Origin of the sequence: Thioalkalivibrio sp. (genome assembly GCF_007692535.1) — a bacterium.
Lineage (GTDB): Bacteria > Pseudomonadota > Gammaproteobacteria > Ectothiorhodospirales > Ectothiorhodospiraceae > Thioalkalivibrio.
This window is the reverse complement of record NZ_REBW01000117.1, coordinates 15,763-36,223: the sequence shown is the minus strand read 5'-3', so window position 1 is coordinate 36,223 and position 20,461 is coordinate 15,763. Positions and strand designations below refer to the sequence as shown.

At 66.5% G+C, this 20,461-nt stretch carries 21 protein-coding genes; 15 read left to right on the top strand and 6 right to left on the bottom strand.

The genetic code is table 11. The features are described from left to right. Positions 1–13: 13 nt before the first annotated feature. The gene (locus tag EA346_RS05850) at positions 14–1,741 is read right to left on the bottom strand and encodes a proline--tRNA ligase (protein WP_296756592.1); all 1,728 of its coding nucleotides are present in this window, start codon (positions 1,739–1,741) and stop codon (positions 14–16) included. A gap of 61 nt (positions 1,742–1,802) precedes the next feature. Beyond that, the gene (locus EA346_RS05845) at positions 1,803–2,144 is read right to left on the bottom strand and encodes a phenylpyruvate tautomerase MIF-related protein (protein ID WP_296756589.1); all 342 of its coding nucleotides are present in this window, start codon (positions 2,142–2,144) and stop codon (positions 1,803–1,805) included. 201 nt (positions 2,145–2,345) lie between these two features. On the opposite strand from EA346_RS05845, the gene EA346_RS05840 reads away from it, so the two are divergent. From EA346_RS05840 to EA346_RS05825, 4 genes are all read left to right on the top strand, one after another. Beyond that, positions 2,346–3,401, top strand: a complete 1,056-nt coding sequence (locus tag EA346_RS05840) for an efflux RND transporter periplasmic adaptor subunit (protein ID WP_296756588.1) — start codon at positions 2,346–2,348, stop codon at positions 3,399–3,401. Next, a complete protein-coding gene (locus EA346_RS05835) occupies positions 3,398–6,715 on the top strand; it encodes an efflux RND transporter permease subunit (protein WP_296756587.1) in 3,318 nt (1,105 codons plus the stop codon). The genes EA346_RS05840 and EA346_RS05835 overlap by 4 nt, the downstream gene beginning before the upstream one ends. Positions 6,716–6,776: 61 nt before the next feature. Next, positions 6,777–6,995 (top strand): hypothetical protein, encoded by a 219-nt coding sequence (locus EA346_RS05830; protein ID WP_296756585.1) that lies wholly within the window; start codon positions 6,777–6,779, stop codon positions 6,993–6,995. A gap of 220 nt (positions 6,996–7,215) precedes the next feature. Continuing rightward, the gene (locus EA346_RS05825; protein WP_296756584.1) at positions 7,216–8,037 is read left to right on the top strand and encodes an alpha/beta hydrolase; all 822 of its coding nucleotides are present in this window, start codon (positions 7,216–7,218) and stop codon (positions 8,035–8,037) included. Positions 8,038–8,233: 196 nt separating this feature from the next. On the opposite strand, the gene EA346_RS05820 is transcribed toward EA346_RS05825, so the two are convergent. The 4 genes from EA346_RS05820 to EA346_RS05805 are packed head-to-tail and all read right to left on the bottom strand — an operon-like array spanning position 8,234 to position 11,999. Then, positions 8,234–9,424, bottom strand: coding sequence for a phospholipase D-like domain-containing protein (locus tag EA346_RS05820; protein ID WP_296756582.1), 1,191 nt, complete (start codon positions 9,422–9,424; stop codon positions 8,234–8,236). After that, entirely contained in the window at positions 9,421–10,752 is a 1,332-nt protein-coding gene (locus EA346_RS05815; RefSeq protein ID WP_296756579.1) for a nucleoside recognition domain-containing protein, read from the bottom strand. The genes EA346_RS05820 and EA346_RS05815 overlap by 4 nt, the downstream gene beginning before the upstream one ends. A 16-nt stretch (positions 10,753–10,768) precedes the next feature. Continuing rightward, entirely contained in the window at positions 10,769–11,620 is an 852-nt protein-coding gene (locus tag EA346_RS05810) for an SDR family NAD(P)-dependent oxidoreductase (protein WP_296756577.1), read from the bottom strand. Position 11,621: 1 nt separating this feature from the next. Beyond that, positions 11,622–11,999, bottom strand: coding sequence for a DsrE/DsrF/DrsH-like family protein (locus EA346_RS05805; protein WP_296756575.1), 378 nt, complete (start codon positions 11,997–11,999; stop codon positions 11,622–11,624). 135 nt (positions 12,000–12,134) lie between these two features. Here EA346_RS05805 and EA346_RS05800 point away from each other — a divergent pair, with 135 nt between their 5' ends. From EA346_RS05800 to tolR, 11 genes are all read left to right on the top strand, one after another. Next, on the top strand, positions 12,135–12,440 hold the full coding sequence (locus EA346_RS05800) for a zinc ribbon domain-containing protein (RefSeq protein WP_296756574.1): 306 nt from the start codon (positions 12,135–12,137) through the stop codon (positions 12,438–12,440). Then, on the top strand, positions 12,441–13,106 hold the full coding sequence (locus EA346_RS05795; RefSeq protein ID WP_296756571.1) for a DUF502 domain-containing protein: 666 nt from the start codon (positions 12,441–12,443) through the stop codon (positions 13,104–13,106). Positions 13,107–13,199: 93 nt separating this feature from the next. Then, a complete protein-coding gene (gene aspS, locus EA346_RS05790; protein ID WP_296756569.1) occupies positions 13,200–14,978 on the top strand; it encodes an aspartate--tRNA ligase in 1,779 nt (592 codons plus the stop codon). Positions 14,979–15,013: 35 nt separating this feature from the next. After that, the gene (locus EA346_RS05785; RefSeq protein WP_296756600.1) at positions 15,014–15,631 is read left to right on the top strand and encodes an alpha/beta fold hydrolase; all 618 of its coding nucleotides are present in this window, start codon (positions 15,014–15,016) and stop codon (positions 15,629–15,631) included. Between the two features lie 124 nt (positions 15,632–15,755). After that, positions 15,756–16,496: a YebC/PmpR family DNA-binding transcriptional regulator gene (locus EA346_RS05780; RefSeq protein WP_296756567.1), complete on the top strand. Its 741-nt coding sequence runs from the start codon at positions 15,756–15,758 to the stop codon at positions 16,494–16,496. 5 nt (positions 16,497–16,501) lie between these two features. Then, on the top strand, positions 16,502–17,014 hold the full coding sequence (ruvC, locus tag EA346_RS05775) for a crossover junction endodeoxyribonuclease RuvC (RefSeq protein ID WP_296756565.1): 513 nt from the start codon (positions 16,502–16,504) through the stop codon (positions 17,012–17,014). Beyond that, on the top strand, positions 17,011–17,607 hold the full coding sequence (gene ruvA, locus EA346_RS05770; RefSeq protein WP_296756563.1) for a Holliday junction branch migration protein RuvA: 597 nt from the start codon (positions 17,011–17,013) through the stop codon (positions 17,605–17,607). Before ruvC ends, ruvA begins: the two co-directional genes overlap by 4 nt. 192 nt (positions 17,608–17,799) lie before the next feature. Continuing rightward, entirely contained in the window at positions 17,800–18,849 is a 1,050-nt protein-coding gene (ruvB, locus tag EA346_RS05765; protein WP_296756562.1) for a Holliday junction branch migration DNA helicase RuvB, read from the top strand. A 5-nt stretch (positions 18,850–18,854) separates the two neighbouring features. Then, positions 18,855–19,301, top strand: coding sequence for a tol-pal system-associated acyl-CoA thioesterase (gene ybgC, locus EA346_RS05760; RefSeq protein WP_296756598.1), 447 nt, complete (start codon positions 18,855–18,857; stop codon positions 19,299–19,301). Between the two features lie 14 nt (positions 19,302–19,315). Continuing rightward, on the top strand, positions 19,316–19,981 hold the full coding sequence (tolQ, locus tag EA346_RS05755) for a protein TolQ (protein WP_296756596.1): 666 nt from the start codon (positions 19,316–19,318) through the stop codon (positions 19,979–19,981). Between the two features lie 9 nt (positions 19,982–19,990). Next, complete coding sequence (tolR, locus tag EA346_RS05750) at positions 19,991–20,446, top strand: protein TolR (protein WP_296756560.1); 456 nt, start codon at positions 19,991–19,993, stop codon at positions 20,444–20,446. The last annotated feature ends 15 nt before the right edge of the window (positions 20,447–20,461 follow it).

The following is a 20,461-nucleotide window of genomic DNA, read 5'->3' as shown; positions in this document are numbered from 1 at the left end:
ACGCTAACCCGACCTACGGAACTTTCAGGTTAACGGTGGAGCGTTCGCGCAGGAATTCGACCAGGCCGGCCCTTTCGATCTTCCGGGCCTCCGGGTCGCGCCGGCCCTGGTATTCGATCAGCCCTTCGTCCAGCGCCCGTTCACCGAGCACCAGCCGGTGGGGCAGGCCGATCAGTTCCATGTCCGCGAACATCACGCCGGGCCGGATGTCGCGGTCGTCCAGCAGCACGGCGAAGCCGGCCGCCTGGAGCTCGTCGTGCAGTTCGGCGACGGCCTCGCGCACGCGCTGCGACTTCTTCGCCCCGATCGGGCATAGCGCGATATCGAACGGGGCCAGCGCAGCGGGCCAGCAGATCCCGCGGTCGTCGTGGTTCTGCTCGATCGCTGCGGCGACGACCCGGGAAACCCCGATGCCGTAGCAGCCCATCGTCAGAACCCGTTCACGCCCGGATTCGTCCAGCACGTTGGCGTTCAGGGCGCGGCTGTATTTCTCGCCGAGCTGGAAGATATGGCCCACCTCGATGCCGCGGCGGATCTCGATCGGGCCGGAGCCATCGGGCGCCTGTTCGCCGGCGGTGATGTTGCGCAGGTCCGCGGTCTCGGGCAGCGGCAGGTCACGGTTCCAGTTGAGCCCCGTCAGGTGGAAGCCGTCCTCGTTCGCCCCGGCCGCGAAATCGGCCAGTTCGGCGACCGACTGGTCGGCGACCATCGGCAGCGGACAGTCCAGCGGCCCCAGGGAGCCGGTCCCGGCGCCAATCGCCGCGCGGATCTCCGCATCCCCCGCCATGCGCAGCGGCGCGGCGATCCAGGGATGCTTTTCGGCCTTCACGGCATTCAGCTCGTGGTCTCCCCGCAGCAGTACGGCGACCAGCGGCGCATCGATCTCCCCGCTGGCCTCGAGCACCAGCGTCTTCAGGGTCCGCGATGCCGGGATGCCGAGGAAGGACGCGAGTTCCTCGATGCTGTGGACGCCGGGCGTCGACACCTTCGCCATCGCCTCTGCCGGCGCGGGTGCCGCGGGGGGCTTCGGTGCCGGGGCCAGTTCGACGTTCGCCGCGTAGCCCCCGGCGGAGAAGGCGATGCTGTCCTCGCCCGAGTCCGCGAGCACGTGGAACTCGTGCGAGGCGCTGCCGCCGATCGACCCGGTATCCGCCTCCACCGCCCGAAACTCCAGGCCGCAGCGATGGAAAATCCGGGTATAGGCCGCGTGCATGGCCTCGTAGGTGGCCTGCAGGCTATCGGAACCCAGATGGAAGGAATACGCGTCCTTCATCAGGAATTCCCGCGCGCGCATGATGCCGAAGCGCGGGCGGCGCTCGTCGCGGAACTTGGTCTGGATCTGGTAGTAGTTCACCGGCAGCTGCTTGTAGCTGCGGATCTCCCGTCGGACGAGATCGGTGATCACCTCCTCGTGCGTGGGGCCATAGCAGAAGTCGCGCTGGTGGCGGTCCTGCAGGCGCAGCAGTTCCGCGCCGTATTGCTCCCAGCGCCCGGATTCCTGCCAGAGTTCCGCCGGCTGTATGGCCGGCATCAGCAGTTCCAGCGCGCCGGCGCGGTCCATCTCCTCGCGCACGATGTTCTCGACCCGGCGCAGCACGCGCAGGCCCAGCGGCAGCCAGGTGTAGAGGCCCGACGCCAGTCGGCGGATGTAGCCCGCCCGCAGCAGCAGCTGGTGGCTGATGACCTCGGCTTCGGCCGGGGTCTCTTTCAGGGTGTTCAGGGGATACTGCGAGACGCGCATGGGTTCCGTTCCTGGATGAATCGCTGGGATGCGTTCCGCCGTCACCACGGCGGGCCGCGCTTCAGAAGGTGGAGCCGTTCCAGCCCCAGAACTTCCGCGGGGCGTCGCTGAACTCGATGTAGACGCGTTCGGGCGGGATGCTCAGCAACTGTTCCAGCTGCGCGCAGAGGTCCCGCGACAGGTCGCCGGTCCTGGACTCGGGCAGTCCGATGCTCTTCAGTTCGCAGTAGGCGAGAGGATCGGTCGTGCCGGCAAAGCGCATGGCCGGGTTGTGCTGAAGACGCACCATCACGTAGGCCTCGGGCTTGCCCAGCCATTGTGCGACGGACGCGGACAGTTCGGCGGTGAGGCGGCCGCTGTTCGCGGGCAGGGCGGTATTCGTCTCGATGCTGAGCAGGGGCATAATCCGACATCCATCCGTATGGTCTGGCCTCGCAATGGTATCAGCTTGGCCCGCCCGCCAGCACCGCCCCGCCGGCGACAAAGTTGCACTACACTAATTTGGTCAGGGGAAAGCCCGCAGTGGACACGGATTCCTATATATTAGTCGGATCTAATATACTGGGGCCGTGCGGGTCCGCACATGCACATTGGGGACGGGATCATGAAGCTTGAATGGATGAAGGGCGCCGCGGCTGCGGTGGCGTTGCTGCTGGCCGCGCCCGTGGGGATGGCGGGGGATTTCCCGTTTCTGACGACCACGGTCGAGCGGCAGACGCTGATGCAGGAACGGATCATGGACGGCCGTGTGGAGGCCGTGCAGCGGTCGACGATTTCCGCGCAGACCTCGGGGCGGGTGCTGGAGGTCTTGTACGACGTCGACGACTTCGTCGAGCAAGGCGAGGTCGTGCTGCGCCTGAGCGACACCGAGCAGCAGGCCCGAGTGCGTTCGGCCGAGGGAAGCCTGCGAGAGGCCCGCGCGCGCGCCGCGGAGGCGCGTTCCGAGTTTGCACGCATCGAGAGCATTTTCGAGGAGCGTCTGGTTTCCGAGGCGGAATTCGACCGTGCGCGCGCCGCGAGGGATTCGGCACAGGCCCGGTTGGAGTCGGCCCAGGCCGCCCTCGCCGAGGCTGAGGAGCAGCTCGGTTACGCCACGGTCGTCGCGCCTTATGCCGGCATCGTGATCGAGCGTCACGTCGAGGTCGGTGAGGCGGTGAGTCCGGGTTCGCCCCTGGTGACCGGCATCAGCCTGGAGCAACTGCGCGTCGAGATCAACGTACCGCAGCAGCTGATCCGGGATCTGCGCAGGCATCGGGAGGCGCAGGTGATCCTGGACACCGACGATAGGATCCCCGCAGAGAGCCTGACGATTTTCCCCTACGCCGACCCCGCATCGAACACCTTCCGCGTACGCGTGAACCTGCCGGAACTGGCCGAGGATGCGGGCCTGTTTCCTGGCATGTTCGTGAAGACGGCGATCAAGCTCGGCGAGGACCAGCGCCTGGTCGTGCCGTCCGAGGCCGTGGTCTTCCGCAGCGAGGTCGTCGCGGTCTACGTGATCGATCCCGATGGACGTATCGGCTTTCGCCAGATCCGGGTCGGCCGGGAACTGCCGGAGGGCTTCGAAGTATTGGCCGGATTGCGCCAGGGTGAGCGGGTCGCGCTGGATCCGGTGCATGCGGGGATCTTCCTGAAGGAAAGCCAGCAGGTGTCCCGATGAGCGAGGAGGCAAGGTCCCAAGAGGGTCAGCCGCAGGCGGATCAGCCGATGGGCATCTCAGGCCGCATCGCGCAGAAATTCCTGACCACCCAGATCACCCCGCTGCTGGCGTTGCTGGGCCTGCTGCTGGGCGCGTTCGCGATCATGGTCACGCCCCGCGAAGAAGAGCCCCAGATCAATGTCACCATCGCCGATGTCTTCATCCCGTTCCACGGCGCGACCGCCGAGGAGGTGTCGCAGCTGGTGGCGACGCCTGCCGAGCAGGTACTCTCCGAGATCGAGGGAATCGACGACATCTATTCGACCTCGCAGCCGAACATGGCCAAGATCACGGTTCAGTTCAAGGTTGGCGAGGACCGCACCGAAGCGCTGGTGCGGCTGTACACGCAGGTCTTCTCGAATCAGGACTGGCTGCCCGAAAACCTCGGGGTGGGCGATCCGCTGATCAAGCCCATGGGCATCGACGACGTGCCCATCGTGGCCGTGACCCTCTGGACCAAGGACGAGACCCGGGGCGGCCACGACCTGGCCGCCGTGGCCCACGCGATCGAATCCGAACTCAAGCGCGTCCCGGGAACCCGCGACATCTACACGGTCGGCGGCCCCGATCACGTCGTGCACGTGCGTTTCCGCCCCGAGGCGCTGGTCGGTCACAATCTGTCGGTCGATGATCTGCGAAATGCGCTGCAGGCGAGCAATTTCAGCCGCGATGCGGGGGTCCTTTACCAGGACAACGCCGAGGTGCTGGTGCAGGCGGGTGACTTCATCACGCGCCCGCAGGATTTCGCCGCCCTGGTGGTCGGGATGAACGACGGCCGACCGGTCTATCTTTCCGATGTCGCCGAGGTCGTGCAGGGTCCGGGATACGCCACCCAGCACGTGAGCTTCGGCTACGGGGCCGCGTCCGTCGAGGACGCCCACTACGGCGAAATGCACCCCGCGGTCACCGTTGCGATCGCCAAGCAGCCGGGCACCAACGCGGTGGATATCGCCAACGCCCTGGAGCAGCGGCTGGAGCAACTCCGCGGGACCTACATTCCCGATGGCGTCGAGGTCAACATCACCCGCAATTACGGCGCGACCGCGGATTACAAGGCCAAGACGCTGATCACGAAGCTGATCTTTGCCACGAGTTCGGTGGTGATTCTGGTCTGGATCGCGCTGGGATGGCGCGAGGCCTTCATCGTCGGCACCGCCGTGGTGATCACGCTGGCGATCACGCTGTTCGCCTCCTGGGCCTGGGGCTTCACGCTGAACCGGGTCTCGCTGTTCGCCCTGATCTTTTCCATCGGGATCCTGGTCGATGACGCCATCGTGGTGGTGGAGAACATCCACCGGCACATGAGCATGGGCAGGAAGAAGTTCCTCGAGGCGATCCCGGAGGCCGTCGACGAGGTCGGCGGTCCAACCATCCTGGCCACCTTCACCGTGATCGCGGCGCTGCTGCCCATGGCCTTTGTCACCGGCCTGATGGGGCCGTACATGAGCCCGATCCCGATCAACGCCAGCCTGGGGATGATCATCTCGCTGGCGGTCGCCTTCGTGGTCACGCCCTGGCTGACCTACAAGGTGCTCCGGCGCCATGCCGAGCGCCACGAGCAGGCGATCCTGGCCGGGAACGAGGAGCACAGCGCCGAGACCGCATCGAGGCGGCTGATGCAGATCTTCAACGTGATCCTGCGGCCGTTCCTGGGTACGACCGCCAAGGCGAAGATGACCCGCCTGGTGATGTTTGCCGGCACGCTGGTGCTGATTCTTGCGTCAGTGTCGCTGGTGTACTTCCAGGTCGTGGTGCTCAAGATGCTGCCGTTCGACGACAAGGGCGAGTTCCAGGTGGTGCTGGACATGCCCGAGGGGAGCAGTCTGGAGCACACCAAACAGGTGCTCAGCGAGATGGGTGACTACATCAAGGGCATCCCCGAGGTGGTGGACGTGCAGATCTATGCAGGCACCGCGGCGCCGATCAACTTCAATGGTCTGGTGCGGCAGTATTATCTGCGCGAGGGTTCGAACCTCGGCGACATCCAGGTGAACCTGACCGCCGCGGCCGATCGCAAGCGCAAGAGCCACGACATCGCGCTGGCGGCCCGGCCCGAAATCAACGCCATCGCCGATCGCCACGGTGCCCGCGTCAAGGTGGTCGAGGTGCCGCCGGGGCCGCCGGTGATGTCGCCGATCGTCGCCGAGATCTACGGGCCGGACTACGCGGGCCAGATCGAGATCGCGAAGAAGGTGCGCGAGGTCTTCGAGAACACCCGCTACATCACGGACATCGATGATTCCGTCGAGTACCCGGGACCGAAGTACATCCTGCGGGTGGATCGCGAGCGCGCGGCGCGCCTCGGTGTCTCCCAGCAGTCGGTGGTGAGCGCCGTGGCGACGGCGCTTTCCGGCGAGGACGTGACCTTCCTCTACGGCACCAACGTGAAGTACGCGGTGCCGGTACGCCTGCAGTTCGAGGAGGCCGACCTCGCCAGTCTCGACGCGATCATGGGCCTGCACGTGCGGGCACGGACGGGCGCGCTGGTTCCGATCTCAGAGGTCGTCAATGTAGTCGACACCACACGCGAGCATTCCATCCACCACAAGAACCTGCTGCCGGTGGTCTACGTCGTCGGCGATCAGGCGGGTGGGGTGGACAGCCCGCTGTATGGCATGTTCGACCTGTTCGCGCAGTTGCGCGAAAAGCCGATGGCCTTCGGCGAGCCGCTGACCCAGCTGTTCATCGAACAGCCCGACAATCCGTACAATTTCAGCCTGAAGTGGGACGGCGAATGGCAGGTCACCTACGAGACCTTCCGCGACATGGGGATCGCATACTCCGTCGGCCTGCTGCTGATCTACCTGCTGGTGGTGGTGCAGTTCCGCTCGTACATGGTGCCGCTGATCATCATGGCGCCGATACCCCTGACGGTGATCGGGGTGATGCCGGGGCATGCGTTGATGGATGCCTTTTTCATGGACGCGAAATTCACCGCGACCTCGATGATAGGCATGATCGCACTGGCGGGCATCATCGTGCGCAACTCGATCCTGCTGGTGGACTTCATCAACTTCGAGATCCGTCGCGGGGTCGAGGTCACCGAGGCGGTGGTCAATGCCGGTGCCGTGCGCGCGAAGCCGATCGTGCTGACGGGGCTGGCGGCGATGGTCGGCGCCGGGTTCATCATCGATGATCCGATCTTCAGCGGCCTGGCGGTCTCGCTGATCTTCGGTATCCTGATCTCGACGATGCTTACCCTGGTGATCATCCCGGTGCTGTACTACCTCTATGTCCGTTCGCGGGTGGAACTGATCAAGTCGCAGCCGGCCTGATTGGAGGAGGCTGCCCCGACGCATTCCGGCGCCGGGGTCCGAACCCACGGTGGAGGTTGATATGCAGGTGGAGATGGGAGACGACGGGCTCGACGTATCAGGTATCTCGCGCGATCAGTGCGCGATGCTCGTCGAAGCACTGAAGGCGAGCAGTGACCAACGCTTCATGGAGGATGCGGATCTGCGCCGCCTGTTCAAGCTGCTGGCCGTGCTGCAGAGCGACGTCTGGGACGACATGACGGCCGGCAGGTTCGATTTCAATTCCTACCGCAGGCAGTGAGCATGGTGGGCCATGCGGACGCCCTTGGACCCGGTTGCCCTGGCGGACCGGACGCACCGGTCACGCGCGAAGGGGCGGCGTTTGTTCGCGCCTGCGGCGCGTTCGCAAGCAGGCTCGCTCCTACAGGGGGCTGACTGGTTGTGTAGGAGCGCGCCGCGCGCGCGAATGGAGCGGCCTGCGGTGTCGATGCCGGCGGGTATTTTCCGCAGAGGGCTGATTAATGTGGCGATCTCTTCTGAACCTGGTCCTGATCGCGGCGGGCGCCTATGCGCTGCTGGTTGCCTTCGTCTACCTGACCCAGGACCGCATGGTCTATTTCCCGACCTCGACGCTGGTCACCACCCCGGACGACCACGGCCTGGATTACGAGGACGTGGAACTGGTCGCCGACGACGATGTGCGCCTGCATGCATGGTTCGTCCCCGCGCCGGATGCGCGCGCCACACTGCTGTTCTTCCACGGCAACGGCGGCAACCTCTCCTATCGCATCGATTCGCTGCAAATATTCCACGACCTCGGCCTGTCCGTACTCATCCTGAGCTATCGCGGTTACGGCCGGAGCGAGGGTCGCCCGAGCGAGGCCGGGATCCAGCGCGATGCGACCGCGGCCTGGAGGTATTTGCGCGATGACCGCGGGATCCCGGCCGAGGAGATCGTCGTGTTCGGCCGCTCGCTGGGCGCCGCGGTGGGCGCGGAACTGGCCGCGCGCGAGCGCCCGGGCGCGGTGATTCTCGAATCCGCCTTCACCAGCGCCGCAGATCTCGCTGCCGACGTCTATCCCTGGCTGCCGGTGCGCTGGCTGATCCGCTACGAATACGACGTGCGCGGCGCGCTGCGTGACATCGACGCACCAATCCTTATCGCGCACAGTCGCGAGGACGAGATCGTGCCCTTTCGCCATGCCCGGGACCTCAAGGCGGTGGCTAGCGAGCCGGTCTCGCTGCTGGAGATGCGCGGTGGCCACAACGACGGCTTCCTGCGCACCGGGGCGGCGTACCGGCAGGGTCTGAACGATTTCCTTGAGCAGCACCTCGCCCGATGATGGCTTGGAGCCAGGCGGTGTAATCCACTTGCGCTCATTGGCGCCCTGCGCTTCCGCTTATGGAGCGCGGGAGCTTGCTCCCGCTATTCGGCGCCGGGGATGGCCCAGTCCACACAGCGGCGGCAAGCCGCGGCACTACACAGGCGCTATCATTCGGGGTGGCGCGCTCCGAGGCCATTAGACGTGTGACAGGACATTAGGAGCGTTGGGGTGGCGGTTGCCTGAGGGCGCGTCGGTAGCTCCACTGGACCAGGTAATCGTCCAGGCCACCCGCCACGCGTTCCATCAGGCGCAGCCACAGGCCACGGTTCCGCCAGGCCGTGTCCGTCCATTCCTCACTGTGTTCGAAATCCACGGTGAACAGCTCCGCCAGCTTCCCGGCGAATGCCGGGTCGATCACTGTCTGGTTCGCCTCCAGATTCCAGCGCAGGGTCCAGTGATCCAGGTTGCTCGAGCCGATGCTGGACCAGTCGTCACAGAGCACCGCCTTCGCATGCAGGAAGCGTGGCTGATACTCGAAGATCCGGACCCCGCCGCGGAGCAGGCGGCCGTAGAACCGCCGGCCCGCGTGCCAGACGGAGGGATGATCATTGCGCGGGCCGGCGAGCAGCAGCCGCACGTCGACTCCACGGCGCGCGGCGCGGCGCAGCGCGCGGCGCAGTCGTACCGTGGGCACGAAGTAGGCGGTTGCGATCCAGACCCGCTGCCGGGCCTTGCGAATCGCGGTCAGCACCGAGCGCATCACCGGTCGGCCGCCGGCGCGGATGTGGCCCACGACCTGCCCGTCCGCCGCTCCCGGCACGACCTTCGGCGGTGGCGTGGGCAGGGCGATGGGTTGCATGCTCCACTGTCGCCAGCAGTGCGCGAACAGGATCTCCCAGTCGGCCACGCAGGGTCCGCGCAACTGAAGCATCACCTCATGCCAGTGCTGACCGTCCCGCCGTGACTCCGGGTCGAAATCGTCCGTGATGCCCATGCCGCCAACGAAGGCGACCGCTCCGTCCACGGCCAGCAGCTTGCGGTGATTGCGCAACAGGGAAACGCGCCAGCGGCCCAGCCCGAGCGGGTTGTACAGCGCCATGTGCACACCCGCCGCGACCAGGCGCTCACGGTCTTCGCGACTCAGTCCGCGGCTGCCGAAATCGTCGATCAGCAGGTATACCGCGACACCGCGGCGTGCGGCCCCGGTCAGCGCGGCGATGAAACGCTCGGCGGCGGATCCGGAAACGAAGAGGTACATCTCGAGGAAGACTCGATCCTTCGCGCCCGCGATCGCGTCGAGCATCGCCGGGATGAATTCCCCGCCATCGACCTGCAGCGCGAAGGCATGTGGCCCCCTTTTCGGGAAGGCCTTGCGTTCGGGAAGCAGCGCGAGATTGGGCCTCACAGGAAAAGCCAGCCTACGATGAACACGGCCGCGATCACCGCCACCACGTCGGCCGACAGCGCCGCGGCCAGCGTGTGCCGGACCCGGCGCACCTGGATCGCCCCGAAGTACACGGCAAGCACGTAGAAGGTCGTTTCCGTGGAGCCCTGCAGGGTGGATACCAGCAGGCCGACATAGGTGTCCGGCCCGGTGGCCGGGTCCTGCATGATGCCGGCCATGATCCCGTAGGCGCCGGATCCCGACAGGGGCCGCAGCAGGGCCATCGGCAGGGCCTCGGGGGGCATTCCCAGCGGCGTGGTCCAGGGCGCCAGCAGTCCCACGAAAACGCCGAGCGCGCCGCTGGCGCGCAGCATGCCGACGGCGACCAGGATCGCGACGAGGTAGGGGATGATGCGCAATGCGACCTGGAAACCCTCCTTTGCGCCCTCGACGAAGACCTCGTAGATGCGCACGCCTCGGGCCACCCCGAACAGCAGGAAGCCGAGGATCAGCCCGGGGATGATCCACGGGGCGATGACCTGCCCGTACAGGATCGTCAGCGGGATGATCGCGAGGACGCCCGCCAGCACCAGTGCGCTGACCCAGCCCGGATAGCCTTCGGCCGGAACCTCGATGTTCATCGGCTGTGGTCCGCCGGCATCTTTTTCCCCTTCGCCGGGGGCGGCCGGCTCGGCCTGATCCGGGCTATCCGGAGCCTCCGTACCGTCCCGCGGTGTGGCCGGTGGCGGCGGGAAGAAGCGCTGCAGCACCAGCGCACTGGTGATCCCCGTGATCGTCGCGAACAGGGTGGCGAACAGCGTCGTCGGCAGGATGGCCGCTGGTTCCGCCGCGCCCAGGCTCGCGCGCAGGGCGATTACGCCCGTGGGCAGCAGGGTGATGCTGGAGGTGTTGATCGCGAGAAACAGCGCCATGGCGTTGGTCGCCGTGCCCGGGTGCGGGTTCAGCTTGTTCAGTTCCTGCATCGCCCGGATGCCGAACGGGGTGGCGGCATTGCCCAGCCCCAGGATATTGGCCGAGAAATTCAGGATCATCGCCCCCATTGCCGGATGCTCCGGAGGCACGCTGGGGAAGAGTCGCGTCATCATCGGCCGCAGCAGCCTTGCCAGCACCGTCAGCAGCCCGCCGGCCTCGGCGATCTTCATCAGCCCGAGGAACAGGGCCATGACCCCGACCAGCCCGATTGCGAGTTCCACCGCGCTGCCCGCGGAACTGATCGCGGCCTGGGAGAGCTCCTGCATCGGCTGGCTGTCGGTGCCGATCTCGGTGAGTTCCCGCCAGGCGGCGCTGAGGAAGGCGGCAGCGATCAGTGCGAAGAAGATCAGGTTCATGGAATGGCAGCGGCTCTCAGCGGTTCTCGCTGCGGGATACGGCACGCAGGACGAAGTCCAGCACGCGGGTGGGGAGCAGCCATTTCAGTGTGGCGAAGAGGCGGGTGGGGAAGGTGACGCGGTAACGCGCCTTCGGTCGGCGTGCTTCCAGTGCCCGCACCACAGCCTTCAGTACCGCCTCCGGTCCCAATGTGAACGGGGCTCCGCGCCCGGGGTCGCTCAGGCGTCGCTCGGACCGCTCGTAGGTCTGGCGCCAGTGGCTCTGGCGGGGCCGGATGAAGCGCCGATAGGCCAGGAAGGCATTGGCCCGGAAGCGGCTGCGGATCGGTCCGGGCTCGATCAGTATCACGTGGATCCCGCTGCCGTGCAGCTCCTGGCGCAACACGTCGCTGAGGCCCTCGAGCGCGAACTTCGAGCAGACATAGGCGCCACGCAGCCGCAGCCCGACCAGGCCGAGGACCGAACTGTTCTGGATGATGCGGCCCTCGCCCTGCTTGCGCATGGCCGGGATCAGGGCATTGGTCAGTTCCAGCCAGCCGAGGACGTTGGTTTCCAGTTGGGCGCGCAACGCCTGTCGGGACAGGTCCTCCACCGCTCCCGGTTGACCGTACCCGCCGTTGTTGAAGACGGCATAGAGGCGGCCGCCGGTGCGCACCAGCACCTCGTGCGCCGCGCTCTGGATGCTTGCGGAGTCGTCGAGGTCGAGGCGCAGGGCCTCGAATCCCTGGCTTTTCAACCGCGCGACACATTCACTCCTGCGCGCGGTCGCGAATACCCGGTAGCCCTGTGCCTTCAGCCCCAGCGCGACGTGTTCCCCGATGCCGGAGGAACAGCCTGTGATCAGGACCGCTCGGGCGGTCTGGTCCATGTCAGTAGGTCAGGGTCACGACATTGTCCTCGATCACCTCGCCGATGAAGGCCGCGCCTCCACGCATGCCATCCATTTCGGGGATCGCGTTTTCCGGAGTCAGTCCGTTCTCCTTCATCGCCCCGGTACAGGCATAAAACTTGACGCCGGCCTCGTGGGCATCCTGCATGAAGCTGTAAACCGACTTCTCGCGTGCCGTGCCGGGATGGATGGTCTCCGCGAATCCCTCGATCAACAGGCGCGTGCTCTGGCCGGCGAAGTACATCTCCACCTCGATATCCATCACCGCTGCCACCGTGGCCTGGAAAAAGGGCGCCCCCAGCGTACCGTAGCGGTCGAGATCCAGGGTCAGCAACATGATCACGATCTTGTCGGCCATTGATTTCCCTCGGGTTTGTCTTTGCGCGCCTTCGGACTGCGCGTGTCTTGGCGCGATTGTCGCAGGGTGATGCTTTAATTCGCAAAATTCAGACGCATAATACGCCCATCCTGCGCAGAATCCGGAGTTGCAAACATGCCGATTTACGAATACGAGTGCCGTGACTGCGGCGAAATGACCGAGGTGATCCAGAAGGTGTCCGATCCGGTGCTCACGGATTGCCCCTGCTGCGGTGTCGGCGGCCTGACCAAGCTCGTTTCCGCGGCGGGCTTCCGGCTGGCGGGTGGCGGCTGGTATGAGACCGACTTCAAGAAGGACAAGCAGCGGAATCTGAAGGAGGTGCCGAAGGCGGAGTCGAAGCCCTCGGCGGGTACCGCAGCCCCGGCCCCGGCCCCCGCCCCCGCCCGTGCCGGGGGCACTCCGGCAGCCAAGGCGAGTTAGGTGCTGGTCCACTTTCGCCGCTATCTGATCGCGGGGTTGCTGGTCTGGGTTCCGCTGATCGTCACCGGGCTGATCATCAAGTTCCTGGTGGATCTGCTCGACTTCACCATCCTGCTCCTGCCTCCCAGTTGGCGGCCGGAGGCGATCCTGGGGTTCAGCGTGCCGGGAACGGGGGTGGTGGTGGCGATCGTGATCGTGTTTCTCACCGGCATCGTCGCGGCGAACATCGTCGGTCGGAAGCTGTTCGACCTGGGTGAGGCGATTGTCGACCGGATTCCCCTGGTGCGGTCGATCTATAGTGCGGTCAAGCAGGTGATGCATTCGTTGTTCAGCAACGGCGGGCAGTCGTTCCGCCGGGTTCTGATGGTGCAGTATCCGCGCGAGGGGCTGTGGACCCTGGGTTTCCAGACGGGGGTAGGAGTGGGGGAGGTGCAGCACCGCACGGACAAGGACGTGGTCACCGTATTCATCCCGACCACGCCCAATCCCACCTCGGGGTTCGTCATCATGGTGCCGCGTGATGACGCGATCGAACTGGACATGTCGGTCGAGGACGGCCTGAAGTTCGTGATGTCGCTGGGGGTGGTCGTGCCGGAGTGGCCGGTATCCGTGAAGGGGCAGCCGCAGGGACCGTCGAAGCTTGCGCCCGGGGTGCCCAAAACGTAACATCCCATGCCCTTCGCGACCGTCGGGCCAGGGCGCGACGGCGCGACCCGAACAACATGGCGGACACGCCTCATCTGGCTGGGAACTGGCGCAATGCGGACTCATTTCTGTGGACTGGTCACCGAGGCGGAACTCGACTCGGAGGTGACCCTTTGTGGTTGGGTCAACCGTCGCCGCGACCATGGTGGCGTGATCTTCGTGGATCTGCGCGATCACGAGGGGCTGGTTCAGGTGGTCTTCGATCCCGATCGGGCCGAGATGTTTGCCCGCGCCGAACAGGTTCGCAGCGAATACGTGCTGCGCGTGACCGGCCGGGTACGCCGGCGCCCCGAGGGAACGACCAACCCGGAACTCAGGACCGGGGCGGTGGAGATCCTCGGGACTGAATTGGAGGTGCTCAACGCCGCCCGTACGCCGCCATTCCCGCTGGACGATGACGACGTCGGCGAGGAGACCCGCCTGCGTTACCGCTACGTCGATCTGCGTCGGCCGGTGATGCAGGAGCGGATGCGCCTGCGCGCCGCCGTCACCCGCAGCCTGCGGCGCTTTCTCGACGAAGCCGGCTTCCTCGACATCGAGACGCCGATGCTGACCAAGGCCACGCCCGAGGGTGCACGCGACTACCTGGTTCCCAGCCGCACCCATCCGGGCAGCTTTTTCGCGCTGCCACAGTCGCCGCAGCTGTTCAAGCAGCTGCTGATGATCGGCGGCATGGACCGCTACTACCAGATCACCCGCTGCTTCCGCGACGAAGATCTGCGCGCCGACCGCCAGCCGGAGTTCACCCAGCTCGACATCGAGATGGCCTTCGTCGAGGAGCAGGACGTGATGGCGCTGAACGAGCGCCTGATCCGCAGCATGTTCCGGGACGTACTCGGTGTGGATCTCCCGGACCCGTTCCCGCGCATGGGCTATGCGGAGGCGATGACGCGCTTCGGCTCGGACAAACCCGACCTGCGCATCCCGCTGGAATTCACCGAACTGACCGACGTGATGCGCGAGGTCGACTTCAAGGTCTTCAGCGGCCCGGCGAACGACCCCGAGGGTCGCGTGGCCGCGCTGCGGCTGCCCGGCGGCGGCACGCTGTCGCGCAAGGAGATCGATGATTACACCAAGTTCGTGGGCCGTTACGGTGCCCGCGGGCTCGCCTACATCAAGGTCAACAGTCTTGCCGAGGGTCCGGACGGCTTGCAGTCGCCGATCCTGAAATTCCTGCCCGAGGCCGTGGTGCAGGCGATCCTGGAGCGAACCGAGGCCGCCGATGGCGATCTGATCTTCTTCGGTGCCGACAAGGCCACGGTTGTCAACGAGAGCCTGGGCGCGCTGCGCGTTCGCCTGGGGCAGGACCGGGGCCTGGTCGTCGAGGGCTGGCAGCCGCTCTGGGTCGTCGATTTCCCCATGTTCGAGTGGGATCCGAAGGAAAACCGTTTCTACGCGCTGCATCACCCGTTCACGGCGCCCGCCGTGGGGGACCCGGAGGCGCTGCGCGCCGATCCGCGCTCGGCGTTGTCGCGGGCCTATGACATGGTCGTCAACGGAACCGAGGTCGGTGGTGGTTCGATCCGTATTCACAGTCCCGAGATGCAGCGCGCAGCCTTTGATCTGCTCGGAATCAGCGAGGCAGAGGCCGCCAAGAAATTCGGTTTTCTGCTCGAGGCCCTGACCCTCGGCGCGCCGCCGCATGGTGGTATCGCGTTCGGCCTGGATCGGTTGGTGATGCTGATGGCCGGTGCCGGCAGCATCCGCGACGTAATGGCCTTCCCGAAGACACAGAGCGCGGCCTGCCCGCTCACCGACGCCCCGGCGAGTGTCAACGATGCCCAGTTGCGTGAACTGGGGATCCGGCTGCGAGCGCAGCCCGGCGCCACTTAGGTCTGCCCATGCCCGACCCAGGCGATTCCGGACGCATGCGCGCCACCGTCGTCACGGTCCACGGATGGCACATGACCGGGCTGGAGATGCTTCTGTTGCGTCGTCGGCTGCGCCATGCGGGTTACGAGGTCCGCGCCTTTCGCTATGCCTCGCGCCGGCAGACGCCGGAACAGGCGGCGCGGCGACTGGCGGCGTACCTGGAAGGGGTGCCTGGGGACGTGGTCCACCTGGTGGCGCACAGCCTCGGGGGTATCGTCGTGCGGCACCTGTTCGCGCTTGAGCCGGTGCAGCGTCCGGGGCGGATCGTCATGTTGGGCAGCGCCCTGGCCGGGAGCCGGGCCGCGGCCAGGATGGCGCGCTCCGCGCTGGGGCGCCAATGGCTGGGCCCGGCGCTGGATCGCGGATTGCTGGGCGGTAGCCCTCTGCTGCAGGGCCGCGGCGTCGGGATGATCGCGGGCAGTCGGGGCCTGGGCCTCGGGAGCCTGCTGCCCACACTGCTGCCGCGACCGCACGACGGTACGGTCGCGGTGCAGGAGACCGAGGCCCCCGACGTGACCCGGCACCTGCAGGTGCCGCACGGCCATTTCGGTCTGTTGCTCTCGCGCGAGGTGGCGGATGCCGTGATCCGGTTTTTGAAAACCGGTGAATTCTGACCCGATTCCGTGCCGGCGCGTGACCGTTCCAGCGGCGTGGCAATGCCCGGAGACACGGGTACACTGGCGCCGAGCGTGAGTCAGACTCTTTCTACAGCATGTACAGCGAAATACGGGACATACGATGGCCGGTCATAGCAAGTGGGCGAATATCCAGCACCGCAAGAACGCCCAGGACGCCAAGCGGGGCAAGCTCTTCACCAAGCTGATCCGGGAGATCACCGTGGCGGCGCGTGCCGGGGGTTCGGATGCCAGTTCCAACCCGCGCCTGCGCCTGGCCACCGACAAGGCCCTGGCAGCGAACATGACCCGCGACACCATCGATCGGGCGGTGAAGCGCGGCGCCGGGGAACTGGAGGGCGTGAACTACGAAGAGATCCGTTACGAGGGCTACGGACCGGGCGGCGCCGCGATCCTGGTGGACTGTATGACCGACAACCGTAACCGTACCGTTGCCGAGATCCGTCATGCCTTCACCAAGATGGGCGGGAACCTCGGCACCGACGGCTCGGTGGCCTATCTGTTCGACAAGAAGGGCGTGATCGGCTTCCCCCCCGGCACTGACGAGGAGGCGGTCATGGAGGCGGCGCTGGAGGGCGGTGCCGAGGACGTGCTGGTGGACGAAGACGGCGCCATCGAGGTACTCGCCGATCCCGAGGCCTTCGATGGCGTCAGCGCCGCCCTGCGCGAGCGCGGTCTGGAACCCGAGAACGCGGAGGTGACCATGCGCGCGGGCACCGTGGCCCCGCTGGACGACGAGACCGCACAGTCCGTGCTGAAGCTGCTGGACATGCTCGACGACCTGGACGACGTGCAGAACGTCTTCACCAACGCCGATTTCCCCGAATCCGTGACCGGCGGCTGAGGCGGATGCGCATCCTCGGCATCGACCCCGGCTCGCGCGTGACCGGATTCGCGGTGGTGGATGCACAGGGCAACCATCTGCAGGCCTGTGGTTTCGGCGTGATCCGCCCGGGGGACGGGGAATTGCCCGAGCGTCTCGGCGAGATCTTCGAAGGTGTGGTCCGTGTGATCGCCGAGCTGCGACCTGCGGCGCTGGCGATCGAGACGGTGTTTCTCGCCAGGAACGCGCAGTCGGCGCTGAAGCTGGGTCAGGCCCGCGGTGCGGCGATCTGCGCCGCGACCCAGGCCGGGTTGCCGGTTTTCGAGTATGCACCGCGCGCGGTGAAGCTCGCGGTGGTGGGCAGCGGGCGGGCGGAAAAGGCCCAGGTGCAGCACATGATGCGACAGATCCTGCAGATCACGGAGCCGCTGACCGCCGATGCGGCGGACGCGCTGGCGGTCGCCGTGTGTCACGCCCATACGCACCATACCCGCGGCTATGCCAGTCGCCATCTGGCGGCCCTGGCGGCGCGGTCGTGATCGCGCGGCTCGAGGGCATCCTGCGCACGCGCGATCTGCAGAGCGTGCTGCTCGACGTGGGCGGGGTCGGTTACGAGATCGAGGTGCCGTTGTCGACCCTGGCCAGTCTGCCCGAGGCTGGCGCGCCAGTGGTGCTTTTCACTCATCTGGTGGTCAGGGAGGACGCGCACACCCTGTTCGGGTTTCTGCGTTCGCGTGACCGCGATCTGTTCCGGCGTCTGATCCGGGTGAACGGGATCGGTGCCCGACTGGCGCTGGCGATGCTTTCGACCATGGCGGCCGACGAGCTGGCAGGCCATATTACGGGTGGCAACGTGGCCGCGCTGACGCGCGTTCCGGGCATCGGGAAGCGGACTGCGGAGCGGGTGGTGCTCGAGTTGGGTGAGCGCCTGACCGAGCTGGGTTTCGGCGCTGCCGCCGGCGGAGATGCCGGCACGCCTGCACGCGGCATCGAGCGTGAGGCGGCGGCGGCACTCGAGGCTCTCGGTTACCGTGCGGCCGATGCCGAGCGCATGCTCGCAGCAGTGCGCGGACAGGCGGAGACCACGGAAGCCCTGGTGCGTCTCGCCCTGCGCGCCACGCTGCGTTCCTGAGGAAGATGCGCCTGCAGCCGGGCCTCGGGTCGTCCGCACCGGTGCCGGCCGCGAGAAAAAAAGCATGACCGCTGGCAAACGCCCGGAGGCCCAATGGATACCGGGCCGTCTGCCGTCGACCGGGTCCAGGATTCGATTTTTTTGCGTTGATTCCGGGTGTAAACGATGACCCCTTCCGGTCATACTGTGATAATGGAGTCCCGTCTGGTTGATATGCAGCGTCTCCCCGAGGACCGGGGCAACGAGGTGAGCCTGCGCCCGCTGCGGTTGGCGGAATTCGCGGGGCAGCCACGCGCGGTCGAGCAGATGGACCTGTTCATCCGGGCGGCGCGTGGGCGTGGCGAGGCGTTGGATCACACCCTGGTCGCTGGGCCGCCGGGACTGGGCAAGACCACCCTTGCGCACATCATTGCGCATGAGCTGGGGGTGGGGCTGCGCCAGACCTCCGGGCCGGTGCTGGAACGGGCGGGTGATCTGGCGGCGATCCTGACGGCCCTGGAGCCGCGGGACGTGCTGTTCGTCGATGAGATTCATCGCCTGCCGACCGTGGTGGAAGAAGTGTTGTATCCGGCGCTGGAGGATTTTCAACTCGATATCATGATCGGCGAGGGCCCGGCGGCACGGTCGATCAAACTGGATCTGCCGCCGTTCACGCTGGTGGGCGCAACGACGCGCGCGGGCCTGCTGACGGCGCCTCTGCGTGACCGGTTCGGCATCGTGCAGCGGCTGGAGCATTACAAGGTGGAGGATCTGGCCGGCATCGTCCGTCGTGCGGCAGCGTTGCTGAAGGTGGGCATCGAGCCCGGAGGAGCGATGGAGATCGCGCGGCGCGCGCGCGGGACCCCCAGGCTGGCCAACCGCCTCCTGCGCCGGGTCCGCGACTTCGCCCAGGTCCGCGCCGATGGATTCATCTCCGGGCCGGTCGCGGGCGAGGCGCTGGACCTGCTGGCGATCGACGCGGCGGGCCTGGATGCCCAGGATCGGCGCCTTCTGGAGATACTGGTGGAGAAATTCGATGGCGGTCCGGTGGGTGTCGAGAGCCTGGCTACCGCGCTGAACGAGGACCGGGGCACGCTGGAGGATGTCGTGGAGCCGTTCCTGATTCAGCAGGGATACCTGATGCGCACGCCACGCGGGCGTCAGGCCACGCGGCAGAGCTTCCTGCTGCTCGGGTTGCCTGAGCGCGTGGCGGCGCGACCGGATCTCTTCACCCCGCCTGCGGGGACGGGGGGTCGGGGCTGATGCCCATGGGTTCGGTGCCGGCCGCGGCGGCCCGCGGCGGGGAATTTTCCTGGCCGGTGCGTGTGTATTTCGAGGACACCGATGCCGGTGGCGTGGTGTACTACGCAAATTACCTGAAGTTCATGGAACGGGCGCGCACGGAGTGGCTGCGCCAGCGCGGTTTCGAGCAGGACCGCCTGCGCGCCGAGGCCGGGGTGCTGTTCGTCGTGCGTTCGGTGAGCCTCGATCTCAGGCGTCCGGCCCGCTTCAACGACATCCTGTCGGTGAGTTGCCGGCCGACCGCACTCGGTCGGGCCAGTTTGGATGTGAGGCAGGCGGTATCGCGCGATGCGGTGGAACTGGCCGCGGCGAATGTCCGCCTGGCCTGCGTGGATGCTGAACGTTTTGTGCCGGTCGCCATTCCGGTGCCCGTACGGGCAGCGATCGAATTGGATCTAGGAGATGAACTGTGAGCGTTGACCTTTCCCTGTACCGGCTGATCCTGGAAGCCAGTTTGATCGTGCAACTGGTCATGGTGATCCTGGTCGTTGCCTCCGTGCTGTCGTGGCTGGTGATCCTGGTCAAGGCCCGGACCATCAAGGTCGCCCACCGGGCTGCCGACGATTTCGAGGAGCGCTTCTGGTCCGGAGTGGATCTGGCTCACCTGTACGACGGGATCCGTCGCAAGCCCGACATGTCCGGCATGGAACATGTCTTCTCCTCGGGCTTCAAGGAATTCCTGCGCGTGCGTCAGAATCCCGCGCAGGTGGTGGATGGCACCCACCGGTCGATGCGGGTCGCGATTGCGCGCGAGGGCGACGAACTGGAACGCTACCTGCAGTTCCTGGCGACAGTGGGTTCGACCAGCCCCTACATCGGGCTGTTCGGTACCGTCTGGGGCATCATGCACGCCTTCCTCGGGCTCGCCGGTGCGCAGCAGGCGACCCTGCAGATGGTGGCGCCGGGCATTGCGGAGGCGCTGATTGCGACCGCCCTGGGCCTGTTCGCGGCGATTCCCGCGGTGATCGCCTACAACCGGTTCGCCACCGACGTGGACCGGGTGATGGGGCGCCTGGAGAACTTCAGCGACGAATTCGTGTCCCTTCTTGCACGCCAGACTGCCGGACGTGGCGCCGCAGAGGCGCGGGAATAAGGTCCCCCCATGGCTGAAACGTCACGCCGCAATAAACGTCGCCTGCGCCGGCCGATGTCGCAGATCAACGTCGTGCCGTTCATCGACGTGATGCTGGTGCTGCTGATCATCTTCATGATCACGGCACCCATGCTGCAGCAGGGTGTGGAGGTCGATCTGCCCGAGGCCGAGGCCGAGGCCCTGGAGGCGGAGCAGCGGGCGGGTGAGCCGATCGTGCTCACAGTGACGGCTGCGGGCGCGATGAGCCTGAACCAGGGTCCGCTGGTCAACGAGCCGCTGGCGGGGCCGCAGATGATCGAGATCGTGCAGGATCTGCTGGCGGCCCAGCCGGGTACGCAGACCTTTGTGCGGGGAGACCGGCACGTGGACTACGGGCGGGTGATGGACGCAATGGTGGCACTGCAGCGCGCGGGCGCGGGCCGCGTCGGGCTGTTGACCGAGCCACCGCCCAGGGACGCGAATTGACGCGATCCGGGAGTA

What these genes read in the sequence shown, in the direction of transcription:
- EA346_RS05840 (WP_296756588.1), top strand. Translation starts at nt 2,346, where the DNA reads ATGAAGCTTGAATGGATGAAGGGCGCCGCGGCTGCGGTGGCGTTGCTG.
- aspS (WP_296756569.1), top strand. Translation starts at nt 13,200, where the DNA reads ATGCGGACTCATTTCTGTGGACTGGTCACCGAGGCGGAACTCGACTCG.
- EA346_RS05780 (WP_296756567.1), top strand. Translation starts at nt 15,756, where the DNA reads ATGGCCGGTCATAGCAAGTGGGCGAATATCCAGCACCGCAAGAACGCC.
- EA346_RS05810 (WP_296756577.1), bottom strand. Translation starts at nt 11,620, where the DNA reads ATGGACCAGACCGCCCGAGCGGTCCTGATCACAGGCTGTTCCTCCGGC.
- EA346_RS05845 (WP_296756589.1), bottom strand. Translation starts at nt 2,144, where the DNA reads ATGCCCCTGCTCAGCATCGAGACGAATACCGCCCTGCCCGCGAACAGC.
- ruvB (WP_296756562.1), top strand. Translation starts at nt 17,800, where the DNA reads ATGGAGTCCCGTCTGGTTGATATGCAGCGTCTCCCCGAGGACCGGGGC.
- EA346_RS05825 (WP_296756584.1), top strand. Translation starts at nt 7,216, where the DNA reads ATGTGGCGATCTCTTCTGAACCTGGTCCTGATCGCGGCGGGCGCCTAT.
- tolR (WP_296756560.1), top strand. Translation starts at nt 19,991, where the DNA reads ATGGCTGAAACGTCACGCCGCAATAAACGTCGCCTGCGCCGGCCGATG.
- EA346_RS05815 (WP_296756579.1), bottom strand. Translation starts at nt 10,752, where the DNA reads ATGAACCTGATCTTCTTCGCACTGATCGCTGCCGCCTTCCTCAGCGCC.
- ybgC (WP_296756598.1), top strand. Translation starts at nt 18,855, where the DNA reads ATGGGTTCGGTGCCGGCCGCGGCGGCCCGCGGCGGGGAATTTTCCTGG.
- EA346_RS05850 (WP_296756592.1), bottom strand. Translation starts at nt 1,741, where the DNA reads ATGCGCGTCTCGCAGTATCCCCTGAACACCCTGAAAGAGACCCCGGCC.
- EA346_RS05835 (WP_296756587.1), top strand. Translation starts at nt 3,398, where the DNA reads ATGAGCGAGGAGGCAAGGTCCCAAGAGGGTCAGCCGCAGGCGGATCAG.
- ruvC (WP_296756565.1), top strand. Translation starts at nt 16,502, where the DNA reads ATGCGCATCCTCGGCATCGACCCCGGCTCGCGCGTGACCGGATTCGCG.
- EA346_RS05785 (WP_296756600.1), top strand. Translation starts at nt 15,014, where the DNA reads ATGCGCGCCACCGTCGTCACGGTCCACGGATGGCACATGACCGGGCTG.
- EA346_RS05830 (WP_296756585.1), top strand. Translation starts at nt 6,777, where the DNA reads ATGCAGGTGGAGATGGGAGACGACGGGCTCGACGTATCAGGTATCTCG.
- EA346_RS05805 (WP_296756575.1), bottom strand. Translation starts at nt 11,999, where the DNA reads ATGGCCGACAAGATCGTGATCATGTTGCTGACCCTGGATCTCGACCGC.
- EA346_RS05800 (WP_296756574.1), top strand. Translation starts at nt 12,135, where the DNA reads ATGCCGATTTACGAATACGAGTGCCGTGACTGCGGCGAAATGACCGAG.